The 13,319-nt window shown below is 71.8% G+C and carries 10 protein-coding genes; 6 read left to right on the forward strand and 4 right to left on the reverse strand.

Annotated elements, in window-relative coordinates:
• Window positions 1-21 precede the first annotated feature (21 nt).
• From AB0N63_RS29020 to AB0N63_RS29035, 4 genes are all read left to right on the forward strand, one after another.
• On the forward strand, window positions 22-777 hold the full coding sequence (locus AB0N63_RS29020) for a TIGR03089 family protein (RefSeq protein ID WP_365533343.1): 756 nt from the start codon (window positions 22-24) through the stop codon (window positions 775-777).
• A 501-nt stretch (window positions 778-1,278) separates the two neighbouring features.
• Window positions 1,279-2,568 (forward strand): LCP family protein, encoded by a 1,290-nt coding sequence (locus tag AB0N63_RS29025; RefSeq protein ID WP_365533480.1) that lies wholly within the window; start codon window positions 1,279-1,281, stop codon window positions 2,566-2,568.
• Window positions 2,569-2,795: 227 nt separating this feature from the next.
• Window positions 2,796-4,589, forward strand: coding sequence for an LCP family protein (locus AB0N63_RS29030; RefSeq protein WP_365533346.1), 1,794 nt, complete (start codon window positions 2,796-2,798; stop codon window positions 4,587-4,589).
• Between the two features lie 142 nt (window positions 4,590-4,731).
• Entirely contained in the window at window positions 4,732-6,351 is a 1,620-nt protein-coding gene (locus tag AB0N63_RS29035; RefSeq protein WP_365533348.1) for an LCP family protein, read from the forward strand.
• 104 nt (window positions 6,352-6,455) lie between these two features.
• Here AB0N63_RS29035 and AB0N63_RS29040 read toward each other — a convergent pair whose 3' ends face one another.
• A complete protein-coding gene (locus AB0N63_RS29040) occupies window positions 6,456-7,487 on the reverse strand; it encodes a glycosyltransferase family 2 protein (protein WP_365533351.1) in 1,032 nt (343 codons plus the stop codon).
• Between the two features lie 127 nt (window positions 7,488-7,614).
• On the opposite strand from AB0N63_RS29040, the gene AB0N63_RS29045 reads away from it, so the two are divergent.
• Window positions 7,615-9,120: an LCP family protein gene (locus AB0N63_RS29045; protein WP_365533353.1), complete on the forward strand. Its 1,506-nt coding sequence runs from the start codon at window positions 7,615-7,617 to the stop codon at window positions 9,118-9,120.
• A 212-nt stretch (window positions 9,121-9,332) separates the two neighbouring features.
• Here the strand turns inward: AB0N63_RS29045 and AB0N63_RS29050 are convergent, their stop codons facing one another.
• Complete coding sequence (locus AB0N63_RS29050; protein WP_365533355.1) at window positions 9,333-9,890, reverse strand: acyl-CoA thioesterase; 558 nt, start codon at window positions 9,888-9,890, stop codon at window positions 9,333-9,335.
• A gap of 121 nt (window positions 9,891-10,011) precedes the next feature.
• Here AB0N63_RS29050 and AB0N63_RS29055 point away from each other — a divergent pair, with 121 nt between their 5' ends.
• Window positions 10,012-11,328: an LCP family protein gene (locus AB0N63_RS29055; RefSeq protein WP_365533357.1), complete on the forward strand. Its 1,317-nt coding sequence runs from the start codon at window positions 10,012-10,014 to the stop codon at window positions 11,326-11,328.
• Window positions 11,329-11,447: 119 nt separating this feature from the next.
• On the opposite strand, the gene AB0N63_RS29060 is transcribed toward AB0N63_RS29055, so the two are convergent.
• The gene (locus AB0N63_RS29060) at window positions 11,448-11,816 is read right to left on the reverse strand and encodes a four-helix bundle copper-binding protein (protein ID WP_365533359.1); all 369 of its coding nucleotides are present in this window, start codon (window positions 11,814-11,816) and stop codon (window positions 11,448-11,450) included.
• Window positions 11,817-12,019: 203 nt separating this feature from the next.
• Window positions 12,020-13,177, reverse strand: coding sequence for an acyl-CoA dehydrogenase (locus AB0N63_RS29065; RefSeq protein ID WP_365533361.1), 1,158 nt, complete (start codon window positions 13,175-13,177; stop codon window positions 12,020-12,022).
• Window positions 13,178-13,319: the final 142 nt, after the last annotated feature.

The following is a 13,319-nucleotide window of genomic DNA, read 5'->3' on the forward strand; positions in this document are numbered from 1 at the left end:
GGGCGGCGTACGCTTGCGCGGGTGAGAGCCGCCGAACGCACCCCTGCCGACCTGCTGAGTTCCGCGCTCGCCGCGGACCCCGGGCGCCCCCTGGTGACCTTCTACGACGACGCCACGGGCGAACGCGTCGAACTGTCCGTGGCCACGTTCGCCAATTGGGTGGCCAAGACGGCGAACCTCCTCCAGGGGGACCTCGCCGCCGCGCCCGGCGACCGGGTCGCGCTGCTGCTGCCCGCGCACTGGCAGACCGCGGCGTGGCTGCTGGCGTGCGCCTCGGTGGGCGCGGTCGCGGATGTCGGCGGCGATCCGGCGGCGGCGGACCTCGTCGTCAGTGGACCGGACACGCTGGAGGCCGCGCGCGCCTGCTCCGGTGAGCGGGTGGCGCTGGCGCTGCGGCCGCTGGGCGGGCGGTTCCCGCAGCCGCCCGCGGGCTTCGCCGACTACGCCGTCGAGGTGCCGTCCCAGGGCGACCGGTTCGCGCCGTTCGCGTCCGTGGACCCGGAGGAGCCGGCGCTGATCGTGGCCGGGGCGGAGTACACGGCCGCCGAGGTCGTGGAACGGGCCCGCGCCGACGCGCCGGGACTGGGTCTGACGGGGCCGGGCTCCCGGCTGCTGTCCGGGCTGTCCTACGACACCTGGGAGGGGCTGAGCGCGGGCCTGTACGCCCCGCTCGCCGCCGGCGGCTCGGTCGTGCTGTGCCGCCATCTCGACCGGCTGGACGAGGACGCCCTGGCCAAGCGCATCGAGAGCGAACGGGTCACCGCCACGGCGCGGTGAGGGACGCGGGCCGGGCCGTGGCGGCCTCCCCACTTCCCCGCCCGGCCCCCCGGGGGTGCTCGCGTGCCTGCCCGGAGAGCGCCCGCCCGGCCAGGGTCCGACCCGGGACCTCTCCTCGATGCAGCTGCCCGCTCTTCCGTCTGGCCGGAGAGCGCCCGCCCGGCGGACGCACCGGACGCGAGACCTCTCCTCCGGGGCAGCCGCCCGCTCCCCCGCCCGCCCCGAGGGCGTCGGCTCCCCGCCCGGCGACAGCCCCGGCCGTGGAACCGCCCGTACGACACGGCGCCCCTCTCCCCCGCCCGGCGTTGGGCACCGGCCGTGGAACCCGCCGGAGGGCACCCCCTCCCCCGTCCGGCCCACCACCATCCCGCCCCTTCCCTCCCCCCGGGGCATGGTCGTAGGAGCAGCACGGGGCGTCCGTACGGCAGGAGGGTGGGTGCTGAGGTGACCCGCGGCGCAGGTGGGCCGGACGAGGAGACCGAGGAGCGGGCCCGGTCGGCCATGGGCCCCGGTCTCCGTGCGTCGGCCACCGGCGTCGGTCTGGCCCGGCGGCGGCGCCGCAACCGGCTGCGCGGCGGCGCGCTCGGGGTCGCCGTCCTCGTCGCCGGGGGCACCGGGGCGGGGCTCGCGGCGTACACGACGCTCAGCGGCAACATCACCGCCGACGACGACGCCGCGGCCGAGCTGCGCCGCTACGAGAAGGAGCGGCCCACCGCCCTGGTCAAGGGCGCGCAGAACATCCTGCTGATCGGCTCGGACACCCGCGCCGGCGGCAACCGGCACTACGGGCACGACTCGGGCACCGAGCGGTCCGACACGGTGATCCTGCTGCACCTGGCCGCCGACCGGCGCAGTGCCACCGGCGTCTCGCTGCCCCGGGACCTGATGGTGCGCGTGCCCGGCTGCCACCGCCCGGACGGCAGCAGCAGCGCGCCGGCGCTCACCGCGCTCAACCGCGCCTACGAGACGGGCGGTTCGGCCTGCACGATCCGCACCGTGGAGAAGCTGACCGACATCCGCGTCGATCACCACCTGGCCGTCGACTTCAGCGGGTTCAAGCAATTGGTGGACGCGATGGACGGGGTGCGGATGTGCCTGAAGGAGCCCGTCGACGACAAGGACGCCGGGCTCCGGCTGCCGGCGGGCCGGGTCACCCTGAACGGCGAGCAGGCTCTCGGCTACGTCCGCGCCCGCAAGTCGCTGGGCGACGGCAGCGACACCGACCGGATGGAACGCCAGCAGCGGTTCCTCGGCGCCCTCCTCGGCAAGGCGCGCGGCGACGACGTGCTGCTGAACCCGGCGAAGCTGTATCCGGTGCTGAACGCGGCCACCCGGTCCCTGACCGCCGATCCGGCCCTGGCGAGCCTGCGCGGGCTCTACCAGCTGGTGCGCGGGCTGCGCGACATCCCCACCGGGCAGGTGCGTTTCCTGACCGTGCCGCGCGAGGCGTACGCCCGCGACGCCAACCGCGACCAGTTGGTGCAGCCGGCGGCCGGACAGCTGTTCGCCCGGCTGCGGGCGGACGCGCCGGTGGAGGTGGTGAAGGGCGTTCCCCCGGATTCCCGCGCGAAGGGCGGCATTTCGGCTTCCCCGGAATCGAAATCCCGGCCCGGAGCGGAGCGTGCGCCCCACGCTCCGGAAGGCGATTCTCCTGTGCAGTCGGGCGACTACGTTCGGTATGTTTTCGATGGCGCTCTGAACAGCGGTGAGCGGGCTGCGGCCTTCGGGAACCCACCCTCTCCCACCCCGACGTTCACCGGCAACACCGCCGTCGAGGACGCGTGCGGGTAAAACCGCGGCCAAAGGCGAACTTTTGTCCAGGGAAATGGGCGGATTGCCCCCTTGTAGGGGCGTGGAATTTGTCACCGGCGTCGCTGAATGCTCAACCGGCCGGATAGTGTGAGCGATCCGGTGCATCCGGCCGCGAGGTCTCCCTGGGGTCGTGCACTGTGTGACCAGATCTGAGCGCCTTTGAGGGGGAAGGCGCCGCGTGGCCCCGACGGAGGATTCGGACAACCGTGGACGCGCAAGGCCGTGGGCGGGCGGATGACATCGACCCCGCAGACCAGTGGGTGCTCAATCCGGACACCGGCGAATACGAACTGCGACTGACGCCTTCCGCTCCGCAGTCGCCGATCCCCGGCCCCCGCAGAGCGGGCTCCCGCGGAGCGGGCGCACCCGGTGCCTCCGCCGCCAAGGGTGCGGGCGGTCCGGCGGCCGGCCGGCGGGGCGGTGCGCCCGCGCGGAAGCAGTCCGGCGAGGACGCGCCCGCCCGGCCGGTCCCGGGCCAGCGTCGCCGCCGCGGCGCGCCGCCTCAGGAGCCGCTGCCCGGGCGGCGGGGACGGCGGCCGGAGAAGGCCAAGAAGTCGAAGACCAAGAAGGCCCTGATGTGGACCGGCGGCACCATGGCGTTCGTCCTGGTGGGCGCCGGAACAGCCGGCTATCTGATCCTCAAGCACCTCGAGGGCAACATCAGCAGCACCGACGTCGGCAGCGCGGCCAAGAACGGCTTCAGCAAGGACGAGGCGTTCAACCTGCTGATCATCGGCACGGACAAGCGCACCGGCAAGGGCAACGAGGGCTACGGCGACAAGGGCAGCGTGGGCCACGCGGACACCAACATCCTGCTGCACGTCTCCAAGGACCGCACCAACGCGACCGCGCTGAGCATCCCCCGCGACCTGATCGTGAACGTGCCGGACTGCCCGACCAAGCAGCCGGACGGCAGCGAGAAGGTCGTCCCGGGGACGGAGAACGTCCGTTTCAACACCAGCCTCGGCCAGGACGGCCGCGACGCCGGCTGCACCATGCGCACGGTCAAGGAAGTGACCGGGATCGCCCCCGACCACTTCATGATGGCCGACTTCAACGCGGTCAAGACGCTGACGAGCGCGGTCGGCGGCGTCGACGTGTGTCTCAAGCACGCGGTCGACGACAAGGACTCGCACCTGAAGCTGCCCGCCGGCGAGTCCAAGATCGAGGGCGAGCAGGCGCTGGCCTTCGTGCGCACCCGGCACAGCTTCGGCAACCAGGGCGACCTGGACCGAATCAAGGTGCAGCAGCAGTTCCTCAGCTCGCTGATGCGCAAGATGGCCTCCGGCGACACGCTCAGCAACCCGACGAAGCTGTACGGCCTGGCCGACGCGGCCACCAAGGCGCTCACCGTCGACCAGGGCATAGACAAGGTCAGCACGCTCAAGGACATGGCCCTGGAGCTGAAGAAGGTGCCGACGAAGAACATCACCTTCCTGACCGTGCCGGTGCTCGACAACCCGGCCGACGGCAAGGTCCACAAGACCGTCATCGTCGACCAGAACCAGGCCCCCCAGGTCTTCGACGCCATCAGCAACGACGTCTCCTTCACCGACGTGAAGAAGAAGGAGAAGGCGGCCCGGGACGCCGAGGCCGCCCGGCTCCAGGGCGCCAAGTCCGCGCCCTCCGAGGTGCGGGTGCGCATCCTCAACGGCGGCGCGCCCCCCGGGTCCGCGCAGGACACCCTCACCTGGCTCCAGAACGTCAAGGGCGTGGCCAAGTCGGAGAACGGCAGCAACGCCCCCGAGAAGCTCGACAAGACGCAGCTCGAGTACGCCCCCGACCAGGCCGACCAGGCCCGGGAACTCGCCTCGCTCATGGGACTGTCCGGGTCCGCGCTCAAGCCGGGCGAGAGCGTGACCAACGCACAGGGCCTGCCCGCGATGACACTGACGCTGGGCAAGGACTTCAAGGGCGCGGGCATCCCGCTGACCGCCCCGAAGAAGGCGCCGAAGGTGCAGGGGCAGTCCACCGCGGACAAGGTTCAGTGCGCCAGTTGAGCACAACCGTGTGACCTGACGGGCCTGTCATACGTCTAACAGGACGAATGACAGGCCTGTTCGATGGCAGCATCAGGGTGGGGAGGATGGGGAGTTGACCCAGAGCGGTCTGCGCGGGGAGGGGCCTGCGGTCGATGACACGATGCCCCTCGCGTCGCAAGGTGGCAGCGCGACGGAGGGCAGCGGCCGGCACGGCGGCGGGAGGAGCGGCGGCGGCAACGGCGGCCGCGGCACGGGCGGCAGACGCCCCAAGAGACGGGTGCTGCGCTGGTCGGCGACAGTGCTGGCGATCGTCATACTCGGGACGGCCGGCGCCGGATACCTGTACTACGAGCATCTGAACGGCAACATACGCAAGGGCGAGCGCGACAGCGGCGGCGACTCCAAGGCGCACAGGACGGAGCCGAACGCGGCCGGCCAGACGCCCGTGAACATCCTGCTGATCGGCTCCGACAGCCGTAACTCCGACGCCAACGTCGCCCTCGGCGGCAGCAAGGAGAACCGGGGCAACCCGCCGCTGGGCGACGTGCAGATGCTCATCCACCTGTCCGCGGACCGCAAGAGCGCCGCCGTGGTGAGCATCCCCCGCGACACCCGCGTCAAGATCCCCCAGTGCAAGGACCCCAAGACCGGCAAGGAGTACCAGCCGGTCGACACCATCATCAACGAGTCGCTGGCCCGCGGCGGCGCCGGCTGCACCCTCGCCACCTGGCAGGACCTCACCGGCGTCTACATCGACCACTGGATGACGATCGACTTCGCGGGCGTGGTGAGCATGGCGGACGCCATCGGCGGCGTCGACGTCTGCGTCAACCAGAACGTGTGGGACCGCTCGACGCCCAGCCAGCGCGGCGGCTCCGGGCTGAAGCTGAAGGCCGGCACCACCAAGGTCCAGGGCGAGCAGGCCCTCCAGTGGCTGCGCACCCGGCACGCCTGGGGCAGCGACCTGATGCGGGCCCGGGCCCAGCACATGTACCTGAACTCGATGATCCGCACGCTCAAGAGCCAGAACGTCTTCACCGACACCGGCCGGCTGATGGACCTGGCCGAGGCGGCCACCAAGTCGCTCCAGGTCTCCGAGGAGATCGGCACCGTCAAGAAGCTGTACGACCTGGCCATGCAGCTCAAGACGGTCCCCACCGACCGGATCACCATGGTGACGATGCCCAACGTCCAGGACCCGCTGAACAGGGACCACGTCGTGCCGGACGGGGCGGACGCCGAGAAGATCTGGAAGATGCTCCGCGACGACGTTCCCCTCGACGCCAACGGGGGTGGGACCGACGGCGGTTCGGGCGCGAAGAAGGACACCGGCGCGGCACGGGCGTCCACGACCCCCGCGCACCCGGACGGCGAGATCGGCGTCATGGTGCGGAACGGCACCCGCACCTCCGCGCTCGCCGCGGTGCGCCACCGGGCCGCCGACATCAGCGACGTACTGGTGGGCAAGGGCTTCGCCAAGGCGGCGGCGGACGCGTCGGTGACGCCGGCCGCCGACAAGACGGTGGTCCGCTACCCGAGCGCCGACCTGAAGGGCGACGCCGAGCAGGTAGCCAAGGCGCTGGGCATCCCCACGAGTTCGGTGGTGAAGTCCACGGACGTCTCCGGGGTGACCCTGGTCGTGGGCGCGGACTGGCGCACCGGCGACTCCTATCCGAAGGAAGCGGTGCCGAAGGCGGGCGACATCCCGCAGAACTCCGACGCCATCAACGGCGCCGACACCAAGCAGTGCATGGACGTGTACAAGCCGTACCAGTGGTGAGTCCCGGCCGGCGGTGAAGTGCGCCGCCGGCCGTTCCCGGGGCACGCGAAGGGTCCCTCCCGAAGTCGGGAGGGACCCTTGGTGACGCTGTGGCCCGCGGGCGGTCAGCCGGAGGTGGTGACGACCGCCGGGCGGCGGGAGGCGATGACCTTCCTCGCCAGCGACCTGGGGCTGGTGAGGAAGCCCCAGCCCCACGACATGTGCATGGTGGCCAGCGCCACCGGTATCCGCAGCCGCGCCTTCAGCGGCAGGCCCTTGCCGGCCGGCAGCGAACCGGCGGCGATCGCCGCCAGATAGCCGCCCGGGACCACGAGCGCCCACGGGGTCACGGCGACGCCCACCACGATCCCGGCCGCGATCGCGCACACCGCGGTCGGCGGGGCGAGGTAGCGCAGGTTGATGGAGCCCTCGTGGTAGCGGGCGACGACGTGCCGCCAGCGGCCGTAGTCCTTGTACTGCTTGGCCAGCGCGCGCACGCTCGGGCGGGGGCGGTAGGAGACCCGCAGCTCGGGCGAGAACCAGATCAGGCCGCCCGCCTCGCGGATGCGGAAGTTCAGCTCCCAGTCCTGGGCGCGGATGAACTCCTCGTTGTAGCCGCCCTGTCGTTCCAGCGCCTCGCGCCGGAAGACACCCAGGTAGACCGTCTCGGCCGGGCCGGCCTGACCGCCGGTGTGGAAGGCGGCGTTGCCGACGCCGATCTTCGACGTCATGGCGGCGGCGACCGCGTGCTCCCAGTCGTTCTCGCCCTCGGCGTGCATGATGCCGCCGACGTTCTGCGCGCCGGTCTCCTCCAGGAGCCGTACCGCGGTGGCGATGTAGTCCGGCGAGAGCATGCCGTGGCCGTCGACGCGGACGACGATCGGATGGCGGGACGCCTTGATCGCGGCGTTCAGCGCGGCGGGGGTGCGGCCGGTGGGGTTCGGGACCGTGTGCACGCGCGGGTCGTCGCGTACGAGTTCGGCGGCGATCTCGTCCGTGCGGTCCGTGGACGGACCCAGGGCGATGACGACCTCCATCTCGCCGGCGTACTCCTGCGCGAGGATCGCTTCGACGGCTCCGCGCAGATGCCGCTCCTCGTTGAGGACGGGCATGATCACAGACACGGCGGGGAACCGCACGTCGGGCTTGGCGTTCATCGGTGCTCACGTTACCGCGAACGGGGGACACCGGTGCGCGCCGCGGGGGCCCGCACACCGGTCAGCCGATCGTATGGCCCTACGGTGCTCACGGTGTCCACCCACGCCATAAGCGGAGGTGTCCCCCATGTCCACCACGTCGCACCGGCCGCCCCGGCCGCCCGCGCAGTCGCGCCGCGGACCGCGCCCGCCCCTCCCCCCGTCGCCCCGGCCCGCCCAGCTGCCCTTCGCGCCCGTGCCGCGGCGCAGACCGCGCTGGGCCATGCGGGCGGCGACCACCCTGTCGGTGGTGCTGCTCGCCTCCGCCGGGATCGGGCACGCGGTGGTCTCCAGCCTGGACGCCGACATCAGCCGGGTCGATCCCTTCCGCGACATGAAGAACCGCCCGCCGACGGGGCACGGCATGAACGTGCTGCTGGTCGGCACCGACGGCCGGGACAAGATCAGCGAGGAGGAACGGCGCGCGTACCGGCTGGGCGGCCAGCCCTGCCACTGCACGGACACGATGATGATCGTGCACGTCTCCAGTGACCGGGAGCGGGCCAGCGTCGTCAGCCTGCCGCGTGACTCCTACGTCGAGCTGCCCTCCCGCGTCGACCCGGTCACCGGCAAGCAGCACGGGCCGCACCCGGTGAAGCTGAACGCGGCGTACGCGGAGGGTGGGCCGAACCTCACCGTGCGCACGGTCGAGGACATGACGCATCTGAAGATCGACCACTACCTGGAGGTGGACTTCACCACCTTCATGCGCACCGTGGACGTCCTCGGCGGGGTGCCGCTGTGCACCGCCGAACCGCTCAAGGACGCCTACACCGGCCTGGACCTGCCCGCCGGCGCGCACACCCTGACCGGCGGCCAGGCCCTGCAGTACGTGCGCTCCCGGCACGTCGACTCGGGCAACGACTTCGGCCGGATGCAGCGCCAGCAGCGGTTCCTGGCCGCCCTGCTGGAGCGGGCGACCGCCTCTCGGGTGCTGCTGAACCCGATGCGGTTCCGGGACGTGACCCGGACGGTGCTGGGGTCGGTGCGGGCGGACCGGGGCTTCCACACCGACGAGCTGCTGGACCTCGGGCGGGCGATGCGGAACTTCTCCCCGTCCTCCTCGGAGTTCACCACCGTCCCGATCGCGCAGACCGCCTTCCCGGTCAAGGGCCTCGGCTCGACCGTGAAGTGGGACACGGTCAAGGCGCGGGAGCTGTTCCGCTCGCTGCGCGAGGACCGGCCGCTGGCCCCGCACAAGGCGGCCCCGCGCAAGGACGGGTCCGCGGCGGTGGAGATCGCCCCGCAGCGGGTCCGGGTGCAGGTGGAGAACGGCACCGACACGGCGGGGCTCGGCCGTCGGGTGGACACGGCGCTGGCCGGGGCCGGGTTCGTCACCACCAAGGCGCCGGTGGACTCCCGCGAGCGTGGCGTCAAGCGGACCGCCGTGCTCTACGACCCCCGCTGGGACCGCTCGGCCCGGTCGGTGGCCGCCGCCCTGCCGGGCAGCGAGCTGCGGGCCGTCCCGGGCATGGGAGCGACCATGCGCGTGATCGCCGGCGCCGACTTCCGCGCGGTCCGCCCGGTCCGTGTCGAGGACCCGGTCAAGCGCGCCACCCAGGTGGTACGGGGCGACGAGGTGACCTGCGAGTGAGGGCGGGGGTCTGAGGGGGCCGGGCGTGGAGCCCGGTGGCCCGGGAGCCGAAGGCTCCGGGCAGCCGGGGCCCGAGGGTTCCGGGGGACTGCGCCGAGACCTCGGGAGGCCGGGCCAGGCCCTCGGGCGGCGGGGGACGAGGCTTCGGGAAGCCGGGCCGAGGCCTTGGGAGGATGGCCGGGCCAGGCCCCCGGGAGGCTGGATCCGGCGGCTCAGTCCTCGAAGCCCTCCGCGGCGCGCTTCTCGCGGAGTTCCTTGATCGCCCGGCGTCGGGCCAGGCGGTGGGTGCGGCGGATCTGGGCCTCCTCGTAGCGCCGCTTGTCCCGCTCGGTCTCGGGCAGGACCGGCGGTACGGTGCGCGGGCGGCCGTCGGCGTCCACGGCGGCGAAGACCAGATAGGCGGAGCCGACCTGGGTGGGGGGCGCCGACTCGTTCCAGCGCTCGGCCAGCACCCGCACGCCCACCTCCATGGAGGTCCGGCCGGTCCAGTTGACCTGGGCCTTCACATGGACCAGGTCGCCGACCCGGACGGGCTCCAGGAACACCATCTCGTCCATGGACGCGGTGACGGCGGGACCGCCGCTGTGCCGGCCGGCCACCGCGCCGGCCGCGTCGTCGACCAGCTTCATGATCACACCGCCGTGCACCGTCCCCAGGAGGTTGGTGTCGTTGTGGGTCATGATGTGGCTGAGGGTGGTGCGGGACGCCGAGGTCGGCTTGCCCGGGATCTCCGGGGCGCCGGATTCCACGGCCGAGGACTGATCTGTCATGGCCTCCACCTTATGCGGAGGCGACAATTCGGTCCGATGTGTGTCAGCTTCGCAACAGCGGGGCCCTGATTTTCCGACGGCCCTTGTAAGTCACACCCCGCGGCCCGGCACACTGGGCCACATGAATGAATGGCCCGAGGGGTGGTCCGACGACGACGGACCCCGGTACGGACGCGGCAGCGCCGGGGCGCAGCCGGAAGGCGCACAGGTGATGCGCCAGGTACGGCGCGGCGGCCAGGTGCCGCCCGGACAGCGCGCCCCCGGCGGCCGCGGTCGCCCCTCGGCGCCGCCCCAGGTGCCGCGGCAGCCGTCGTACGTCGACGGCGGCGAGGGCCAGAACTACGCCGACGGCCCCGCCGGCTACGACAGCGGCTACAACACCGGCCAGGTCTACGGCAGCCCAGGCGGTGGCGGTCCGGCCGGTCCCGGCGGCACCAGCCCGCGCGGTCCGCGCCCCGCGCCGAACTGGCGGCGCCGGATCAAGTGGACCGCGATCACGCTCGCCACGGTCGTGGTGGTGACCTCGGTCGCCACCTACTTCTGGGCCGACTCCAAGCTCCACCGGGACGTCGACCTGTCCAAGGTCATCGACCGGCCGGCGGGCGGCGAGGGCACGAACTACCTGATCGTCGGCTCCGACAGCCGGGCCGGGCTGTCCGCCGAGGACAAGAAGAAGCTGCACACCGGCTCCGCCGAGGGCAAGCGCACGGACTCCATGATGATCCTGCACGTCGGCGACAACGGCGACACGCTCATCTCGCTGCCGCGCGACTCGGACGTGGAGATACCGTCGTACAAGGGCGCCGAGTCGGGCAAGACGTACCCGGCGACCGGGCGGCGCACCAAGCTGAACGCGGCCTACGCCGAGGACGGCCCGACGCTGCTGGTGCGCACCATCGAGTACAACACCGGTCTGCACATCGACCACTACGTCGAGATCGGCTTCGCCGGCTTCGCCAACATCGTGGACGCGGTGGGCGGCGTCGAGATGACCATCGACAAGCCGTTCAAGGACAAGTGGTCCGGCGCCGACTTCCAGGCGGGCAAGCAGACGCTCAACGGGCAGCAGGCGCTGGCCTTCGTCCGCACCCGGCACGCCTTCGCCGCCTCCGACCTCCAGCGCACCAAGAACCAGCAGAAGTTCCTGTCCGCGCTGGCGCACGAGGTGGCCACGCCGTCCACGGTGCTCAACCCGTTCAAGTTCTATCCGACGATGGGCTCCGGTCTGGACTCCCTGATCGTCGACAAGGACATGGGCCTGTGGGACCTGGCGTCCATGTTCTGGGCGATGAAGGGCGTGAGCGGCGGTGACGGCACCTCCATGAACATGCCGATCTCGGGCTCCAGGGGCGGCAACCTCGTCTGGGACAAGGCGAAGGTGAAGACCCTGGTGGACGAGCTGAAGAACGACGAGAAGGTCACCGTGACCGGCAACTGACCGGACACCGGCGCCGGAATCAGGAACTGGACACCGGCGCCCGACCGGACGGCACGGCGCGTCCACGGCGGGGTCCCGCGGCACGAGGCCGCGGAACCCCGCCGCCGTGCCGGGCGACGTCACATGGCGGCGCCCGCCATCGAGCGGCACATCTCGGCGCAGCGGCGGCACGCCTCCGCGCAGCGCATCATCGTCTGGTCGTCGGGCATCGACATACACGCCTCGGCGCACATGTCGCACGCCTTGGCGCACATCGCGCACATGTCGCCGGCCATCGGCGAGCGGCGCATCATCATGTCCGCGCACATCCGGGTGGTCTCGGAGCAGTCCATGAGCGCGCGCATGACCTGCATCTGCGCCTGGCCGCCCATCTGCATGCACGAGCTCATGGCCTCCTCGCAGATGCTGTGGCAGCTCATGCAGGCGTCGACGCAGTCCTGCATCTGCTTGCTCATCGCGGTCATGGCGCCGGACTGGGTGTGGGTCATGGCTCCTCCAGTGGGGACGACGGGAGCCGGGGCCCGGCGTGGGCCCCGAACATCTCCGTGGTACGTCAGCCCGCCGCCGCCCGCCATTCGGAGCAGACCGCGCCGCTGCGGCCGTTGGAGTGGCGGCCCGGCCCCGGCCCCCGGACGCGCGACAGCCCCCGGCGGGGTCCGCCGGGGGCTGCGCACGGGAGCCGGAGCGCCGGTTACGGCAGGTTCCTGGCCATCACGATCCGCTGGACCTGGTTCGTGCCCTCATAAATCTGGGTGATCTTGGCGTCGCGCATCATGCGCTCCACCGGGTAGTCACGGGTGTAGCCGTAGCCGCCGAGCAGCTGGACGGCGTCCGTGGTGACCTCCATGGCGACGTCCGAGGCGAAGCACTTGGCGGCGGCGCCCTGGTAGGTGAGGTCGGCGTCGCCGCGCTCGGAGGCGGCGGCGGCCTGGTAGGTCAGGGCGCGGGCGGCCGAGACCTTCATGGCCATGTCGGCGAGCATGAACTGGATGCCCTGGAAGTCGGCGATCGGCTTGCCGAACTGCTTGCGCTCCTTGACGTAGCCCTTGGCGTAGTCGAGGGCGCCCTGGGCGATGCCGAGGGCCTGGGCGGCGATGGTGATGCGGGTGTGGTCGAGGGTCTTCATCGCGGTGGCGAAGCCGGTGCCCTCGGCGCCGATCATGCGGTCGGCGGGGATGCGCACGTTGTCGAGGTAGACCTCGCGGGTCGGCGAGCCCTTGATGCCGAGCTTCTTCTCCGGGGCGCCGAAGGAGACGCCCGGGTCGGACTTCTCGACGACGAAGGCGGAGATGCCCCGGGAGCGCTTCTCCGGGTCGGTGACGGCCATCACCGTGTAGTACTCGGAGACGCCCGCGTTGGTGATCCAGCGCTTGACGCCGTTGAGGACGTAGTGGTCGCCGTCGCGGACCGCCTTGGTCTTCATGCCGGCCGCGTCGGAACCCGCGTCGGGCTCGGACAGGCAGTACGAGAACATCGCGTCGCCCTTGGCGAGCGGCGTCATGTACTTCTTCTTCAGCTCCTCGGAGCCCGACAGGATCACCGGGAGCGAGCCGAGCTTGTTGACGGCCGGGATCAGGGAGGAGGAGGCGCACACACGGGCCACCTCCTCGATGACGATGACCGTCGCGAGGGCGTCCGCGCCCGCGCCGCCGTAGCTCTCGGGGACGTGCACGGCATGCAGGTCGTTCGCGACGAGGGCGTCGAGCGCCTCCTGCGGGAAGCGGGCCTCCTCGTCCACGGCGGCGGCGTACGGTGCGATCTTCGCCTCGGCCAGCGAGCGGACGGCGTCGCGGAGCATGTCGTGCTCTTCGGACGGGCGGTACAGGTCGAAGTCAGCCGATCCGGCCAAGGTCTCTCACGCTCCAAAGACGACCAGTGAATGCTAATTACCGTTAAGTAACCCAAATTTTAGAGGCCGCGCCCGCGCCAGGGATACGTGAGCTTGGCGACAGCCCGGACTTTGCCCGGCGCGGGCCTCGCCCATGCCCCGG

It is taken from the genome of Streptomyces sp. NPDC093260 (assembly GCF_040683715.1).
GTDB lineage: Bacteria > Actinomycetota > Actinomycetes > Streptomycetales > Streptomycetaceae > Streptomyces > Streptomyces sennicomposti.